The 16,720-nt window shown below is 72.7% G+C and carries 13 protein-coding genes; 5 read left to right on the plus strand and 8 right to left on the minus strand.

What is annotated here, in order from left to right; genetic code table 11:
- The first annotated feature begins 24 nt into the window (after nt 1-24).
- The gene (locus tag ACQUQD_RS17090; RefSeq protein WP_428952948.1) at nt 25-312 is read left to right on the plus strand and encodes a hypothetical protein; all 288 of its coding nucleotides are present in this window, start codon (nt 25-27) and stop codon (nt 310-312) included.
- A gap of 91 nt (nt 313-403) precedes the next feature.
- On the opposite strand, the gene ACQUQD_RS17095 is transcribed toward ACQUQD_RS17090, so the two are convergent.
- From ACQUQD_RS17095 to ACQUQD_RS17110, 4 genes are all read right to left on the minus strand, one after another.
- Complete coding sequence (locus ACQUQD_RS17095) at nt 404-1,654, minus strand: glycosyltransferase (protein WP_428952949.1); 1,251 nt, start codon at nt 1,652-1,654, stop codon at nt 404-406.
- A 60-nt stretch (nt 1,655-1,714) separates the two neighbouring features.
- Entirely contained in the window at nt 1,715-2,617 is a 903-nt protein-coding gene (locus ACQUQD_RS17100; protein WP_428952950.1) for a 2-dehydropantoate 2-reductase N-terminal domain-containing protein, read from the minus strand.
- Between the two features lie 547 nt (nt 2,618-3,164).
- Entirely contained in the window at nt 3,165-5,747 is a 2,583-nt protein-coding gene (locus ACQUQD_RS17105) for an ABC transporter permease (protein WP_428952951.1), read from the minus strand.
- Nucleotides 5,744-6,532 (minus strand): ABC transporter ATP-binding protein, encoded by a 789-nt coding sequence (locus tag ACQUQD_RS17110; RefSeq protein WP_428952952.1) that lies wholly within the window; start codon nt 6,530-6,532, stop codon nt 5,744-5,746. Before ACQUQD_RS17110 ends, ACQUQD_RS17105 begins: the two co-directional genes overlap by 4 nt.
- Nucleotides 6,533-6,826: 294 nt before the next feature.
- Between ACQUQD_RS17110 and ACQUQD_RS17115 the strand changes: the two genes are divergently transcribed.
- From ACQUQD_RS17115 to ACQUQD_RS17125, 3 genes are all read left to right on the plus strand, one after another.
- The gene (locus ACQUQD_RS17115; protein WP_428952953.1) at nt 6,827-8,359 is read left to right on the plus strand and encodes an MDR family MFS transporter; all 1,533 of its coding nucleotides are present in this window, start codon (nt 6,827-6,829) and stop codon (nt 8,357-8,359) included.
- Between the two features lie 116 nt (nt 8,360-8,475).
- Nucleotides 8,476-8,871, plus strand: coding sequence for a DUF485 domain-containing protein (locus ACQUQD_RS17120; RefSeq protein ID WP_428952954.1), 396 nt, complete (start codon nt 8,476-8,478; stop codon nt 8,869-8,871).
- A complete protein-coding gene (locus ACQUQD_RS17125; protein ID WP_428952955.1) occupies nt 8,868-10,505 on the plus strand; it encodes a cation acetate symporter in 1,638 nt (545 codons plus the stop codon). The genes ACQUQD_RS17120 and ACQUQD_RS17125 overlap by 4 nt, the downstream gene beginning before the upstream one ends.
- A 46-nt stretch (nt 10,506-10,551) precedes the next feature.
- Here the strand turns inward: ACQUQD_RS17125 and def are convergent, their stop codons facing one another.
- Nucleotides 10,552-11,151 (minus strand): peptide deformylase, encoded by a 600-nt coding sequence (gene def, locus ACQUQD_RS17130; RefSeq protein ID WP_428952956.1) that lies wholly within the window; start codon nt 11,149-11,151, stop codon nt 10,552-10,554.
- A gap of 68 nt (nt 11,152-11,219) precedes the next feature.
- On the opposite strand from def, the gene ACQUQD_RS17135 reads away from it, so the two are divergent.
- Nucleotides 11,220-11,675, plus strand: coding sequence for a helix-turn-helix domain-containing protein (locus ACQUQD_RS17135; protein WP_428952957.1), 456 nt, complete (start codon nt 11,220-11,222; stop codon nt 11,673-11,675).
- Between the two features lie 237 nt (nt 11,676-11,912).
- Here the strand turns inward: ACQUQD_RS17135 and ACQUQD_RS17140 are convergent, their stop codons facing one another.
- From ACQUQD_RS17140 to ACQUQD_RS17150, 3 genes are all read right to left on the minus strand, one after another.
- Nucleotides 11,913-12,806: a cellulose-binding protein gene (locus tag ACQUQD_RS17140; RefSeq protein ID WP_428952958.1), complete on the minus strand. Its 894-nt coding sequence runs from the start codon at nt 12,804-12,806 to the stop codon at nt 11,913-11,915.
- A gap of 163 nt (nt 12,807-12,969) precedes the next feature.
- On the minus strand, nt 12,970-13,956 hold the full coding sequence (locus ACQUQD_RS17145; protein ID WP_428952959.1) for an LCP family protein: 987 nt from the start codon (nt 13,954-13,956) through the stop codon (nt 12,970-12,972).
- 69 nt (nt 13,957-14,025) lie between these two features.
- A complete protein-coding gene (locus ACQUQD_RS17150) occupies nt 14,026-16,713 on the minus strand; it encodes an SUKH-4 family immunity protein (RefSeq protein WP_428952960.1) in 2,688 nt (895 codons plus the stop codon).
- Nucleotides 16,714-16,720 lie beyond the last annotated feature (7 nt).

Raw genomic sequence — 16,720 nt, forward strand, 5'->3', positions numbered from 1 at the left:
GAGGTCGGAACCGCAGGAGCCGACGTGGGAACCGGCGGAGCCGACGTCGGTTCGGGTGGAGCCGAGGTCGGCTCCGGCGGAGGCAAGGTCGGCTCCGGCGGAGGCGAGGTCGGTTCCACCGGAGGCGAGGTCGGTTCCACCGGTGGCGAAGTCGGAGGCTCCGGAGCCGAGGTCGGTTCCGCAGGCGGGGACGTCGCCTCCGACGGAGCCGACGTCGGCTCCGTCGGAGGCGACGTCTCCGCGGGCGGCGGTGCGGTCGCGGCGGCAGCCCCCGGCCCCGGCGGTGTCGCGGCCGGAACCGCCACCGCCTGAACCGTCAGCAGGGCGGCGGCCACGGCCCCGAGCACCGCACCCCGCACGGCCGCGCCTGCGCGGCCGGTACGGGGGCGGACGGATCCGGGCATCAGGCGGCCGCCTCCGCCCCGGAGGACGGCTCGGCCGGTTCGAGGGCCGGAGCCGTGCGGACCACGACACCGTTCTCCACCGAGACCTGCCGGGTGAGCCAGCGCTGCCGGCGGACGGTGGCCAGGGCGCAGATCTTGATCACGGCCATCAGGAACGACATCACCACGAATCCGGGGACCAGGAGGACCGACGTGGGCCGCCGCACGAGGTGCGGCAGCATCTTCATCGACCGGCTGACCCACCACCAGGCGGCCAGACAGGCGACGAAGAACCAGTCCTGGCGGACGATCGCGTACGTCATGAAGCACGGCGACAGCAGCAGGGTGAAGCTGCTGACGCCTTTGTCGATCATGGTGTAGGCGAGGAACGGGTGCCGCCAGACCCAGCGGCGGGACAGCGCTCTGAGATCGGAGCGCCAGGTGTTGCGGGCCCAGCGCAGCCGCTGCTTGCAGAAGACCCGCAGGCTGCCCGGGAACGTCGACCAGACCCGGGCGGAGCGCTGCATGTAGGTGCGGTGCCCGCGCTCCAGGATCAGCGTGGTCAGGCGCTTGTCGTCGCCGGACATGCACGGCACCCCCATGAACGTCTCGCTCATGAAGTCGTCGGACACCTCCAGGAGCAGGGCCCGGCGGTAGACGGCGGTACGTCCCGACAGGCAGGAGACCGCGCGGCCCAGCACGGTCTGCGCCGCGTTCTCGTCGAAGTACCGGTAGTCCAGGAACATGTCGTTGACCCGCTGCAGGAAGCCGCGCGGGTTGTAGACGTTCTGCCGGGTGCCGACGCCGCCGACGCGCGGGTCGGCGAACGGCTTGCGGACCTCGGCCGCCACGTCCTCGGCCCAGATCGTGTCGGAGTCGACCAGCGCGACCAGCTCCGATCTGCAGACCTCCCAGCCCCGGCGCAGGGCGTCACGCTTGCCGGGGACGTCGGTGACGACGACGGTGACCGGGTAGCGCTCCGCGACCCGGCGGCAGACGTCGTCGGTGACGTCGATGACGAGGACCACTTCGTCGACCTCGTTCGCCAGCCAGGACTCGATGGCGAGGCCCAGGATCTCCGGGTCCTCCTGGTAGACGGGGACGACGACGCCCAGCGAGGCGCGAAAGCCGCCCCGCGCCGGCCGGTACAGGGCCGCCGGGATCCGCCGCACCAGCCAGGAGGCCCAGCGGACCAGGCCGATCAGGCCCAGCGGCAGGTAGACGAGGTAGTAGCGGAGGTCGCCGAAGGCGCTTTCGAAGAATCTGCTCATGGTCGGTCCGTCCTCGTGGCCGTACCTGCGGTGAGCGTGGGCATGCCCGCGCGGGGGCCGTCAGGGCCGGCCGGCGCCGGAGGCGGCCAGTGCGTCGGCCTCCCCGGTCTGCCCGGCGAGCGTCTCGTTGACCTTGACGACCGCCGAGAGCAGCGGCATGTCCACCCCGATCGCATCGGCGAGGCCGAGGAACCCGCGGGTGTCCTTGGGCAGGCAGACACCGCCGTACGGGCTGCCGCCGCGGATGCCGTAGTACGGGTTGTAGGACGCCTCGGCGGAGCGGGCCACGGTCTGCGCGATCGGGTCCAGATCGAGGCCGAGGGACTGGCTGACCAGCCACATCTCGTTCCAGAAGCTGATCTTCGTGGCGTTGTAGATGTTGTGGGCGCACTTCACGAACTCGGCCTCGGCCGGGTCGGTGAAGAAGCGGGTCTCCCCGCCGAAGGGGGCCAGCAGCGCGGCGAGCCGCTCCCGGGTGCGCGCGCTGCGGGAGGCGATCACCGTCATCCACGGGTGGCGGAAGTCCTCGACGGCGGAGGCGGCGCGCAGGAACTCGGGGTTGCCGGCGAGGGTGAAGTCCTCGCCGAGCGTGCGGCCGGAGTACTTCTCCAGGAGCGGTTTCACCAGGCCCTCGGCGGTGCCGGGCGGCACGGTCGAGCGGACGACGACGACGTGGGACGCGGTGGCGTCGGCCAGGGCGCGGCCCACCGAGGCGGTGCCGTCCTCGAAGGCGGACAGGTCGTAGCCGTGCCCCGTGCTCGGCGTGGGCAGGGTGAGGAAGATGAACGCTTCGGGCGCCCCCCGCAGGTCGAGCGCCTCATGGGCGTCGAGTCCCTCGGAACGCAGCTGGTCCAGGCGCTGGCGTGCGATGTCGACGAAGGTCACTTCGTGCCCGGCACGAAGCAGTCCCTTTCCGGTGGCGGTGCCGACGACGCCGGAACCGACGATGAAGATCCTTGACATAGTGAGTTCGTCTCCCGGTCGGATGCGGGTGCCCCCTGGCACCCGCATGCGGAAACGTCACAGGGAATGCGCTCACGGCCGGCCGGAAAGGGCCGAGCAGAACCGGTGAGGACCGGAGAGAACCGGCCCGCGAGCACAGAAAGAAGAAGTGCTGGTGCGGACGCGAAAGCGACGGCTCAGCGCCGGTCCGCTCTCGGCTCGTCCGCTGCGCGTGCTCTCGTTCCCCCGGATTCCCGCAGCTCGAGGCCGACGTTGTCGGCGGCGCGGTCGACCGCGGCCGAAGACGAGAGCACTCCCCCTCAACCCCCCTGAATTACATGAACGTTGAACGCCCTTGGGCGTTCGCCCCCTCCATGTCAGACGTTAGGGCCTGAACGCCCCGACAGGCCAGAAGAATTGAAATATGGCTACTAATTGCGCATGTCCGAAAAACGGGCGGTTTCCCGTCAGCAGGGGTTTTCTCCGGCAGAACGAATCTGCGGGACGGAAAAACGGCTCCCGACGCACGGTGTGTGCGTCGGGAGCCGTCCCCCGGGTGAGAATCGCGTCATTCCGTCGCGATCGCGTTCAGCACGTTCATCCGCCCGGCCCGGAACGCCGGGATCAGCGCCGCGAACAGGCCCACGAAGGCCGAGGCGACGAAGACCGAGATGATCGTCGGCCACGGGATCTCCAGGACGCCCAGGCCTTCCAGGGCCAGCAGCTTCTGGGCCGTCGCGCCCCAGCCCATCCCGAGCCCCAGGCCGAGCAGGGCGCCGAAGAGGGCGATGACCACGGACTCCAGGCGGATCATGCGGCGCAGCTGGCGGCGCGAGAGGCCGATGGCACGCATCAGGCCGATCTCCCGGGTCCGCTCGACCACCGACAGGGCCAGGGTGTTCACCACGCCGAGGACGGCCACGATGATCGCGAGGGCGAGCAGCCCGTAGATCATGTTGAGGAGCTGGCCGATCTGGTCCTTGAGGGTCTGTTTGTAGTCGGTCTGGTCCTTGACCTTGACGGTCGGGTCGGCGGCGACGGACTTCTTGAGCGCCGCGTACGCCTGGTCGGCCTTCCCGTCGGCGGCCTTGGCGAACATCATGCCGTTCAGCGGGACGCGGTCCTTCGGCAGGTACCGGGTCGCGGTCGCGATGTCGGTGTACATCGCGCCCTTGTCGAACACGGTGTCGTCGGACGTGATCGCCGCGAGCTTCAGCTTCGCGGTCCGCCCGTGGTCGAAGGCGACGGTCATCGTGTCGCCGACATTGAGGCCGTGCTTCTCGGCGAACTCGGAGCCGACCGACATGGCGTTCTTCCCGTACGCCGCCGTCAGCTCGCCGGAGGTGGCCTCGCGCCGCAGGTCCTGGGCGTAGGACGGGCTGGCCGCGACCAGTTCTTCCTCCTCCTTCTCGCCGTCGGGCGTGGTCAGCGTCGTCTTGACGTACTTGACCTCGGTGACGTGCTCGACGTCCCCGGTCGCCGTGACCTTCTTCAGGGCGGCGGCGGCCTGCGGCGTGATGGCGCCGTTGCCGGGCTCGACGATGAAGTCCGCGCCGACCGACTTGTCGAGCTGGTCGGTGGCCGAGGCGACCATCGAGGCGCCGACGACGGACAGGCAGGCGACGAGCGCGAGGCCGATCATCAGGGCCGCGCCGGTGGCGCCGGTGCGGCGCGGGTTGCGCAGTGCGTTGCGCTCGGCCATCCGCCCGACCGGTCCGAAGAAGCGGAGCAGGACGGCGCTGATGACGCGCACCACGACGCCCGCGAGCAGCGGCCCGATCACCACGAACCCGATGAGCGAGCCGACGATCCCGGCGCCCAGCCACAGCGAGCCCTCGCTCGCCTTGTCGGCCTGCGCGGCGAGGTAGAGCGCGTAGCCGCCGCCCGCCGTGAGGACGGTGCCGATGGCGGCGCGGACGGCACCCGCCTTGACGTCGGCGGGGGTGCCCGCGTCGCGCAGGGCGGCCATCGGGGAGACCTTGCCGGCCCGTCGTGCGGGCAGATACGCGGCGAGGACGGTGACGACGATGCCGAGGAGCAGGCCGATCGCGGGCGTCGTCCACTTCACGGTGAGGTCGTCGGTGGACAGGTCCATGCCCGCGGCCGACATCATCTTCATCAGGCCGATCGCGAGCCCGACCCCGGCGGCCACGCCGACGACGGAGCCGACGACGCCGAGCAGCAGGGCCTCGACGAGGACGGAGCGGTTGACCTGCTTGCGCGAGGAGCCGATCGCCCGCATCAGGCCGATCTCGCGGGTGCGCTGCGCGACGAGCATCGAGAACGTGTTGATGATCAGGAAGATGCCGACGAGGAAGGCGATCCCGGCGAAGCCGAGCAGCGCGTACTTGATGACGTCCATGAAGGAGCCGACGTCGGCGGCGTTGGCGTCCGCGGCCTCCTGCTGCGTCTGGATCTTGTACGGGGTACCGAGGGTGTCGGCGACGTTCCGCTTGAGCTGCGCGTCGCTGACGCCACTGGCGGCGGCGACGTTGATCTGCGTGAACTGCCCTGTCCTGCCGATGAGTTCGCGCTGGGCGGTCGCGGTGTCGAGGTAGATGACGGCCGCGCCCGGGTTGGTGACCTTGAAGGCGGCGATGCCGACGATCTTCGCCTTGAAGTCACCGGTGGCGGCGATCGTGCGCAGCTCGTCGCCCCTCTTCAGGTGGTGCTTCTTCGCCGTGTCGGAGTCGACCATCACCTCGGTCGGGCCGCGCGGCGCGTGGCCCGAGATGATCTCCATGGAGCGGAGGTCGTTCTTGGTCCAGTTGCCGGCGATGGTCGGGGCACCGTTCTCGGAGCCCATGTTCTTGTTGTCGGCGTTCACGACGGTCACGTTCATCGAACTGACCGCGCCCTCGGCCGACTTGACGCCTGCGGCCGTGCGGACGGTGTCCAGGGTGGACGCGGGCAGCGACTCGGGCCGTCCGGTCGCGCTGCCCTCGGCCTCGGAGTCCTTGGGCGAGACCGTGACGTCGGAGGCGGTGGCCGTGAAGAGCTTGTCGAAGGTCTTGTCCATCGTGTCGGTGAACACGAGCGTCCCGCAGACGAACGCGACGGACAGCAGCACGGCGACCGCGGAGAGGGCCATGCGGCCCTTGTGCGCGAAGAAGTTGCGCAGGGACGTCTTCATGACGGTGTTGGCGCTCATGACGTGCGGCCCCGCGAGTCGAAGTGCTTCATCCGGTCCAGGACGGCGTCGGCGGTCGGCCGGAGCATCTCGTCGACGATGCGGCCGTCGGCCAGGTACAGGACGCGGTCGGCGTACGAGGCGGCGACCGGGTCGTGCGTGACCATGACGATCGTCTGGCCGAGCTCGTCGACGGAACGGCGCAGGAAGCCGAGGACCTCCGCGCCCGCGCGGGAGTCGAGGTTGCCGGTCGGCTCGTCACCGAAGATGATCTCGGGCCGGGCGGCCAGCGCGCGTGCCACGGCGACGCGCTGCTGCTGTCCGCCGGAGAGCTGGGTGGGCCGGTGCTTGAGCCGTCCGGCGAGACCGACGGTCTCCACGACCTGGTTCAGCCACGCCCGGTCCGGCTTGCGCCCCGCGATGTCCATCGGGAGCGTGATGTTCTCCAGGGCGTTCAGGGTCGGCAGCAGGTTGAACGCCTGGAAGATGAACCCGATCCGGTCCCGGCGCAGTTGCGTGAGCTTCTTGTCCTTGAGGCCGGTGATCTCGGTCTCGTCCAGGTGGATCTGGCCGGAGGTCACGGTGTCGAGCCCGGCGAGGCAGTGCATGAGCGTCGACTTGCCGGAGCCCGACGGGCCCATGATCGCGGTGAACTGCCCGCGGACGATGTCCACGTCGACCTGGTCGAGCGCGACGACGCGGGTCTCCCCCGACCCGTACGCCTTCACGACCTGCCGCGCCCGCGCGGCAACGGCCGAACGCTCTCCAGTGCCCCCGGTCCTGGGAATGGTCACAGCCGATGTCACGGTCATTCTCCTATGTCGGTCACGCGGATCCACAGCTGTCCGCGCTGCGCGTTCAAGTCTGGTGATGCGGGGCCCCGGGCGCGCTGGTGGAAGTCACCGTCTTTCCCGGGGGAAAACCCCACCCCTCGAAGGTAGGAAGAACCCCCCGCACCCCTCGTCCTCCAGGGGGAGGAACCGCCCCCGGTCCGTTGTACGGAGGTCCCCCTAGGGGAGGTCCACCCCTTGGTGGAGGCCTACTCAGGGTCGCCTCCACCCGCATAAGCTCCTGTCCGGAGATACGTGCAGGGGGAACATATGCAGGGGAAGAAGACCGCGGTGGTCGCCGCGCTCATGCTGTGCATGGCACTGGCCGCGCTCGACTCCACCATCGTCTCCACGGCGGTCCCGCAGATCGTCGGCGAACTCGGCGGGTTCTCCGTCTTCTCCTGGCTGTTCTCCGGCTATCTGCTCGCGGTCACGGTGACCCTGCCCGTGTACGGCAAGCTGTCGGACACCGTCGGCCGCAAGCCCGTCCTGATCGCGGGCAGCGTGCTGTTCCTGGTGGGCTCGGTGCTGTGCGCGTCCGCGTGGAACATGGGCTCCCTGATCGCCTTCCGGGTGGTGCAGGGGCTCGGCGGCGGCGCGATCCAGGGCACGGTGCAGACGCTCGCCGCCGATCTGTACCCGCTGAAGGAACGCCCCAGGATCCAGGCCAGGTTGTCGACGGTGTGGGCCACGTCGTCGGTCCTCGGCCCGGCGCTCGGCGGGCTGCTCGCCAGTTACGCGGGCTGGCGCTGGATCTTCCTCATCAACCTGCCGATCGGCGCCGTCGCGCTGCTGCTCGTCGTCCGCCATCTGCACGAGCCGCGCCGCGAGCGCGGCCCGCGTCCCCGGATCGACTGGGCGGGCGCGCTCGCCGTGTTCGCGGCCGGCGGGGTGCTGCTGACCTGGCTGGTGCAGGGCGGCGTGGTCTGGGAGTGGGCGTCGACGCCCTCGATCGCCCTTCTCTGTACGGGAGTCGCGCTGATCGGCGGGGTCGTGGCCGTCGAGCGGCGGGCCCCCGAACCGATCCTGCCGGGCTGGGTGTGGCGGCGGCGCACCATCGCCGCGGTCAATCTCGCGCTCGGCGCGATGGGCCTGCTGATGGTGGCGCCGACCACGTTCCTGCCGACGTACGCGCAGTCGGTGCTCGGTCTGTCCCCCACCGCGGCGGGCTTCGTGCTGTCGGTGATGACGCTGAGCTGGCCGGTGTCGGCGGCGCTGAGCCAGCACGTGTACCGCAGGATCGGCTTCCGCGACACGGCCGCGCTCGGCATGACGGCGGCCCTGGTGATCCTCGCCGTGTTCCCGCTGCTGCCCTTCCCGGGCGCGGTCTGGCAGCCCACCCTGCTCAGCCTGCTGCTCGGCGCGGCCCTCGGCCTGTTCCAGCTCCCGCTCATCGTGGGCGTGCAGTCCACGGTCGGCTGGGCCGAGCGCGGCACGGCGACCGCCTCGATCCTCTTCTACCGGCAGATCGGGCAGACGGTCGGCGCGGCCGTCTTCGGCGCCGTCGCCAACGGGGTGATCTCCGCCCGTCTGGGCAGCGGCACCGACCTCGACTCGGTGGCCCGCGACCCCGGCGCGGACGGGGTGCGCCGGGCGGTCGACGCGGCCGTCGACTCCGTCTACATCGGGGCGGCCTGCGCGGCCGCGCTCGCCCTCCTCGTCCTTCTGCTGCTGGCGCCCCGCCGCTTCCCGGTCCTGGACCCCGCGCAGAAGGACGCCGCGGAAGACCAGTCATCCGCGGCACAACTTCCCCACCAGCAACGCTCACCTCAGGTACAAGAAAACCCGCGACGTACCGACTGACGAGTTCGCGCAAACCCTCGCCGAACTCCCCTACCTACGAGTAACGTTCCGGCTCCCCACGCACTCCCTGCGGTCCGCCCGTCCCCGGCGGACCCGAGCCACGCAAGGAGAACGGGATGCCGCACCCCTCCCACCCCTCCCACGCCTACCGCTCACCGACCCACCGCGCCCCGGCCCACCGCCTCCCCCGTCACCCCGATCTGCCGCCGCCCGGCGGGCCGAGCGCCGAACTGCGGCTGCTGCGCACGGCGTACCGCTGGCAGCGCCGCGTCGCCACGCTGACCGCGCTCGGCTACTTCACGCTCTTCCTGCTGCTGTCGGCCTTCGCCCCGTCCGTGATGAACCGCTCGGCCGGCGGCGGCCTCTCCACCGGCATGCTCATCGGCCTGTGCCAGATCCCCGTCACCGGCGTCGCGTTGCTGCTGTACGAGTACACGGCCCGGCACCGCGTCGACCCGCTCGCCCACCGGCTGCGCCGGCAGGGCCGCGGTCCGCAGGGCGGCCGGCGATGACCGGCCTCTCCTCGGAGTCGATGTCGCTGGTGGCGTTCACCGCGGTCGCGACCGTCACCCTGCTGCTGTGCATCATGACCGGGCCCGACCGCGACGACCTGGAGGAGTTCTACACCGGCTTCGGCCGCCTGACGCCGATGCGCAACGGCCTGGCCGTCGCGGGCGACTACATCTCCGCGGCGACGGTGCTCGGCACCGGCGGCGTCATCGCGCTGATGGGCTACGACGGGGTCGTCCTGGCCCTGAGCACGGCGCTCAGCCTGCTGCTGCTGATGTTCCTGCTGGCCGAACCGCTGCGCAACGCGGGCCGGTTCACGCTGGGCGACGCGCTGGCCCGCCGGATGCCGGGCAGAGCGGTGCGGATCGCGGCCTGCGGCACGACCCTGACGGCGCTCACCCCGCTCATGCTCGTCCAACTGGCGGGCGCCGGGGACCTGATGGCGTTCCTGCTCGGGTTCACCAGCGAGGGCTTCAAGACCGGCTGCGTGATCGCCCTGGGCGCCCTGATGATCAGCTACGCGGCGATCGGCGGCATGAAGGGCACGGCCGTCATCCAGATCGTGAAGATCGTGATGCTGCTCGGCTCGGGCGCCGTGGTCGCGGCCCTGATCCTGCACCGATTCGACTGGAACCCCGGCACGCTGCTCGCGACGGCGGCGCGGCGGAGCGGGGAGGGGCGCGCCTATCTGAGCGCGGGCCTGGAGTTCGCGGGCGGCCCCAACCCCCGTATGGACATGATCAGTTCACAGCTGACGGTGGTCCTCGGCGCGGCCTGCCTGCCGCACGTGACGATGCGCATGTACACGGCGCGGCACGCCCGCGAGGTGCGGCGCTCGATGTCCTGGGCGGTGTCGTCGGTGGGCGTCTTCGCGCTGATCATCTCCGTCGTCGGCATCGGCGCGACGGCCCTCGTGGGGCGTACGACGATCGCGGCGGCGGACGCGCAGGGCAACACGGCGTATCTGCTGGGCGCGCGGGCGGCGTTCGGCCCGACGACGTCCACCACCGAGTCGCTGGTGTTCACCACGGTCACGACCGCCCTGTTCCTCACGCTGCTGGCGTCGGTGGCGGGCATGATCCTGGCCTGCGCGAACTCGCTGGCGCACGACGTGTTCGCGTACGGCAGACCGAAGCTGACCAGGCGCGGGGAGCTGAAGACGGCGCGGGTGGCGGCGCTCGCGGTCGGGGTGCCCGCGATCCTCCTGGCCACCCTGGTCCAGCACCGCAACCTGCAGCCGCTGGTCACGCTCTCCTTCTGCCTGGGCGCGTCGGCCCTGGCGCCCGCCCTGGTCTACAGCCTCTTCTGGCGCCGCTACACGCGGGCCGGCCTGATGTGGACGCTGCTGGGCGGTACGGCGGCGTGCCTGATCCTGATGACGGGCACCAACCTGGTGTCGGGCTCCCCCACGTCGGCCTTCCCCGGCCGGGACTTCAACTGGTTCCCGTTCACCACGACGGGCCTGGTCTCCATCCCGCTCGGTTTCCTCTTCGGCTGGCTCGGCACGGTGCTGACGTCGCCCCGCCGGGCGGCGGAGCAGCGGCGGCAGTACGAGGCGGTGGAGGAGTGGATCCTGGCCGGTGCCGTACGCCAGGAAGGCGCGCGGCGGTCCCGGGACCTCGGCACGGGCCGGTGACGACGTGCCCCGAGCCTGCTGACCTGCTCGGGTGCGGTCGGGGAGTTCACTTGCCGAGCCGCTCGGCCGCGGCCGCCCGCCGCGCGAACACCTCGTCCCGCAGCTCCGCCATCTCCCGCAGGGCGTCCCGGCGTTCGCGCTTGCCGAGCCGGTCGATGTAGAGGCGGCCGTGCAGATGGTCCGTCTCGTGCTGGAGGCAGCGGGCGAAGTAGCCGCGGCCCTCGACGACCACCTCGCGGCCGTCCTTGTCCCGGCCCCGGACGACCGCGTGATCGGCGCGCGCCAGCATCTTGTGCGGGCCGGGGACCGACAGGCAGCCCTCCGGCTCCTCGACGAGCCGGCGCCCTGCGAGGGGCTCCTCGTCCAGCACCGGGTTCATGATGTGGCCGACGTGCCGCACGCCCCAGTCGTCCTCCATGTCCCACACGAACACCTGCAGGTCCACACCGACCTGGTTCGCGGCGATGCCCGCGCCGTGCGCCACATGGTTCGTGGCGAACATGTCGTCGATCAGCCGGGCCAGTCCGGGCGTGCCGAAGTCCGCGTCGGCGACCGGCGCGCAGCGGCGGTGCAGCACCTCCTCACCGACCACCGTGATGCGCCGCACCGCGCCCCGCTCGACCTCCGGCAGCAGTCCCTCGCCCATCGCCCGCCAACTCCTCGTCTCCTGACGACACTTGACCAATCTCTTTGCAAAGTAGCATCCTTTGCAAAGTGACCGAGGAAGATCTGACCGAAGAGACCACGGGCCGGGCCGCCCGCCCGCTCCCCGACCATCCCGTCCGCGTCGCCCTGCTCGACCTGCTGGCCGAGCTCGGCACCGTCACGTCCTCGCAGGCGGCGACCCGTCTCGGGTACAGCTCGGGGCTGTGCTCGTTCCATCTGCGCCAGCTCGCCCGGCACGGACTTATCGAGGAGGCCTCGCACAGCGGCGGGCGGGTGCGGCCGTGGCGGCTGCGCTGGGACGACCCTCGGCAGTCGGTCCGCGTCACCGCGCGGACCCTCGACGCCGTACTGCATCTGACCCCCGGCGAGGCCGACGAACTGGCGCGACGGATCGCGGAGTTGACCGCACCCTATGAGCGGCGCCGGCACCATCCGGCGGGCGCGGTCCCGGTGTCGGCCGTCACCCGGCTGCGCCCCCTGCCGCCCGGCGGGACACCGGCCTGAGCGGTTCCGGCGCCGCGGGCACGCAGGGCACGAGAACGATCCGCTCCCTGGTCGACCGGAGCGCGGCGGAGGTGGAGCGGCGGATCGACGAGCTCACCGGGCCGCTGACGCCGGACGAGCGCGACCGGCTCCGCGCCCCGGCGGCAAAGGTGCGCGCACCGGGCGCTTCCGCCGACGCATGAGCCCCTCCGGCGACCGAGGAGCGGGGCCCGGGGCGGAGCCCCGCGACCCGAACGACTACTCCGCCGCGGCCCGCCCGGTCAGGGCCGCCAGCGAACTCCGCACATGGTCCATATGGGCCCGCACCTCGTCCCAGGCCTCCCCGTGCTCCCGCAGCACCCGCTCGGTCTCCCGCGCGGCCCGCTCCTCCCGGGCCCGGGCCTGCGCCAGCAGCTCCGCCGCGGTCGCCTCGGCGTCCTCCTGCCCGTGCCGGGCCGCCTCCTGCGCCTCGGCGAACGCCCGCTTCGCCTCGGACAGCCGCTCCTCGGCCGCGGCGACGGCGGCCGCCTCCCGCTCGTCCGCGGCGGACTCCCGCTCGGCGGCCTCCCGCTCGAACGCCTCGATCCGCTCGGCGTGCTCCTTGGCCTGCCCCGCGAGGGTCTCCTCACCGTGGCGCCGCGTCTCGCGCAGCGCCGCGAGCGACTCGCCCCGCGCCTCCTTCACGTCGCGCCGCGCGGCGACCCGGATCTCGTCGGCGGCGGCCCGCGCCTCGTCCTCCCGGCGCCGGGCCCGCTCCTCGGCCTCGTCGCGCACCTCGTCGGCGTACGCCTGCGCGGCCTCCCGCGCCGCACGCCCCGCCGCCTCGGCGGCCTCGTTCGCGGCGTGGGCGTCGTTCGCCGCCGCGTGCCGCACGGCGGCGACCTCCTCCTCGGCCAGCTCCAGCAAGTACTGCGCCCGCCGGCCGAGCGTCTCGTACGTCTGCGGGGCGAGCCGGGCGACGGCCTCGCGCAGCCGCTCGGCCTCCGCCTCCATGTCCTTGGCGAGGACGGTCAGCCGCGCGGCCCGTTCCCACGCGTCGTCGCGGGCCCCGGACAGGTCCGCCGCGAGGGCCTCCACCTGCTCGGGGCGGTAACCACGGCCTCGTACGACGACGAAACCGTGCGGCGACGCCGATGCACCTGCACCGCTCATCTGGAACCCCTCTCCAACCCGACGACGACAAACACGACGTGCGACGTGCGCCGTGCGAGGCGCGACGTACTGCGCGATTGGCGCACATCTTTCTCGATCAAGCGGAAGCGTCCATAACGCGACACACGTGACACACCGCCCGGCCTACTCGGTCAAGGATGCGTCAATTGCTGTCGAAAGTCGGAATCGCGGTGTCGTCGCGCAGTGCCGCGAAGAGCTGCTCGGCCTCGTCGGGGTCCCACTCCACGACGTCCCCGACCCCGGGCACGTACGGCTCGCTCGCCACCGGCACCGTCGCCGTCCCGGACAGACCGGCCGCCTTCCGGCCCATCGCGGCCAGCGCGCCGACCCCGGTCCCGGTGTCGACGGTGAGCGCGTCGAGCGAGGCGCTCAGGAACGGGATCAGCCGCCAGGGCGGGACCAGCACGGCCGGGCTCAGCGCCTCGTCGGCGATCGCGTCGACCAGCTGCCGCTGGCGCTCGACCCGGCCGAGGTCGCCCCGCGGGTCGGAGTAGCGGGCCCGCGCGTACTGCAGGGCCTGGACACCGTCCATGTGCTGGCAGCCCGCGTCGAAGTCGGCCCCGGACTTCTCGTCGTGCAGGCCGCCGTCCGGTACGCACAGCGTGACGCCGCCAAGCGCGTCGACGACGTTCACCAGGCCCAGGAAGTCGATCTCCGCGTAGTGGTCGAGGCGCAGCCCCGTCGCCTGCTCGACGGTCCGTGTGAGCAGCTCGGCGCCGCCCAGCGCGTACGCCGCGTTGATCTTGTTCTTGCCGTGGCCGGGGATCGGCACGTACGAGTCGCGCGGAACGGAGATCAGATACGGCCCGGCGGCCCCGTAGTGCAGGACCATGATCGTGTCGGTGTTCAGGCCCTGGTCGTTGCCGACGTGGAGTTCCTTGCGCTGTTCGGGCGTCAGGTGCGCGCGCGAGTCCGAGCCGACGAGCAGCCAGTCCGTGCCCCGGCCTGCCGTCGGACGGCCCTCGTATCCGGTGAACGCGCCGGTGGTCTGCAGCCGTGAACCCGCCCAGAAGTACAGGCCCGTGCCGTACCCGACGAGCACCAGGAGGACCACGAGCAGGGTCAGCAGGACGCGCCGCGGCCAGCGCCGCCGCCGCGCCGCCTTCGCCTGTGCCCGGGTGCCCGCCATGAGCGCATGATCGGGGCGCCCGACCGATACCGCAGGTCGAGCGCCCCGATGGCACGCGTCTCTACGCGGCTACAGCAGCCCGTCCCACATCTGCTCCAGCAGCACCGACCACCAGGTCTCGGGCGAGCCGAGCGCCGCCGGGTCGATCGCGTTCAGCTGTGCCTGGAAGTCGACGGTCCAGCGGCCCGCCTGCTCCTGGTTCAGGCCGTAGCGCAGCCGCCACATCCGGCCGAGCAGGGCGAGCGAGCGCGCGAACTCGGGCAGCCCGCTGTTCACGAACTGCGGCGGCACCGGGGCGCCGCCCGGACCCCCCTCGACCGGCACGGCCACGATGTGCGCCGTCCCGTACTGGACGCAGACCGCCTTGCCGAAGTCGCTGCCCATCACGAGGTACGAGCCCGCGTCCGAGGACGGCTGCACCCCGCGCTCCTGCGCGAGCTCGGCCAGCGTCGGCACCGGGCGGCCCGGCTGGGCCTGCGCCCAGAAGAACGGCCCGAAGTCGGCGGGCAGCCCGGCCACGACGAGCGTGTGCGCCACGACGTCCGGGACGCCCTGCCGCGACACGGCCCGCTGGTCGAACCGGAACACCCCGGGCCCGAACGCGGCGGCCAGCTCCTGCGCGATGCCCTCCGGCGGGACCGGCGGCGCGGGCTGCGCGGGCGGCAGCGGCGCACGGACCGGCGCCGGGCGCGCGGGCCCGTCGGCGACCTGGTGCAGCTCGCCCTGGTGCGCGATGAGTTGCTGCATGCCCTGCTGACGGGACGCGTGATCGGTGCCGTACGGCGCGATCGACGTGATCCGTGCCTGCGGCCACTGCTCCTGGATCATGCGGGAGCAGTAGGCGCCCGGCAGCGCGCAGGACTCCAGCTCCGTGTGGAGTTCGAGGACCTGGTCCGGCGGGATGTTCATGCCGCGCAGCTCGTGGAAGATCTGCCACTCCGGGTGCGGCACACCGGGCGCGGAGCGCCGGATGAGCTGCTGCTCGGAGCCGTCGGGCGCGCGGTAGCGCAGCACGGCCTGGTAGCCGGGGCCGACGGTCGGCTGACCGGCCTGCTGCGGATAGCCGTACCCGGCCGGGGGCGGACCACCCGGGATCTGCTGCCCCGGCATGGGCGGGGGCATCGCGCCGGGCGGCGGGGGCGGCGGACCGGCGGGACCCTGCGGACCCTGGGCCGGGCCGGGGCCCGCGAGCATCGTCGCGGCGTGGTGGACGCCACCGGGCGGCGGAGGCGTGCTGCCGGGCGGCCGCGGCGCGGCGGGCGGCTTGGGCGCGGCGGGCGCGCCGGGAGCCCCCGGGGCACCGGGCGGGCCGGGCGGCGGCGGGGCCTGCCCACCGGGACCACCGGGACCGCCGACCGGCGGCCCGGACAGCATCGTCGCGGCGTGGTGCACAGCGTCACCACCGGGCGGCTGCGGCGCACCGGGAGCACCGGGAGCACCGGGCGGCTGCGGCGCGCCGGGAGCCCCGGGAGCACCCGGGACCTGCGGCTGCCCGTCGGGCCCGAGCGACGACACCATCTGCGTCGGGACATAACCGCCCGCGGGCGCACCGGGCGCACCAGGCGCACCGGGAGCACCCGGCGGTGGCGGGGTGTGCCCGGCACCGCCGCGCTGCGGTCCCTGGGCCTTGCTGGTCGCGACGTCCGCGATGTCCCCGGCACCGGGAGCGGGCGGCGGAGTGCCCGGACCGCCCTGCGGGTACTGCGGCGCACCCGGCGGAGGCGTGCCCGGCACCGCCGAACCCGGCACCGGCGGCGGCAACGGCGCACCGGCCGAACCCACCGGAGGCGGCGGCGTAGTGGGCCCCGCGGGCGCGGCCGGTCCACCCTGCGGATAGCCGTACTGCGGCGCACCCGTCGAACTCGCGGGAGGCGGCGGCGTGCTGGGCCCCGCCGGCGCGGCCGGACCACCCTGCGGATAGCCGTACTGCGGCGCACCCGGCGGAGGCGTCCCCGGCACCGCCGAACCCGGCACCGGCGGCGGCAACGGCGCACCGGCCGAACCCACCGGAGGCGGCGGCATGTCGGGCCCCGCGGGCGCGGCCGGGCCGCCCTGCGGATAGCCGTACTGCGGCGCGGGGGGCTCGTCCAGCGCGGGCGACACCGTCGTCGACGGCAGCTGGCTGCCGCCCGAGATCAGGGCCGTCTTCGCGTCCGCGGGGACACCGGGGCGCGGCTCGTCCTCCGACAGCGGCGGCGAGAACACCGTGTCGGGCAGCGGCACCGAACGGTCCTCCTCGTCACCCGCGCCGTTCGTGTCCGTACCGGCCCACGGCGTCGCGCCCACCGGCGCGGCCGGCGGGGCGTCCTGCGGCTCGTCGGCCGGCTCCGGCGCCGCGGCAGCCGGCGACGCGGCCGAGGACGACGGACGACGGTCGGGGATGCCCAGCTTGTCCGCCGCTTCCTGCAGCCACTCCGGCGGACTCAGCAGGAAGGACGTCTGGTTCAGATCCACCCGCTCGGGCGGCTGCGGCGCCGCCGGCTCGGCGGGCCCGTCCGGCAGCCCGTACTCCTCCTCGTACCGCCGGATCACCTCGCCCACGGGCAGCGACGGCCACAGCGTGGCCTCACCGCTGTCCCGCGCGATCACCAGCCGCTGGCGGCCGCCGTCGGACACCGGACCGGCCTCCCGGTCCTCCGCCCACACCACGAAACCGAGCTCGAACTCCCGCACCCGCACCTCACGGTGCTGGTAGCCGGGCACATCGCCGTTGATCCATTCCTCGGCGCGCTCCTGCGCCTGCGCGAACGTCACCATCGGACCC

The sequence above is a fragment of the Streptomyces sp. cg35 genome, assembly GCF_050410835.1.
In the GTDB taxonomy this organism is placed as follows: Bacteria; Actinomycetota; Actinomycetes; order Streptomycetales; family Streptomycetaceae; genus Streptomyces.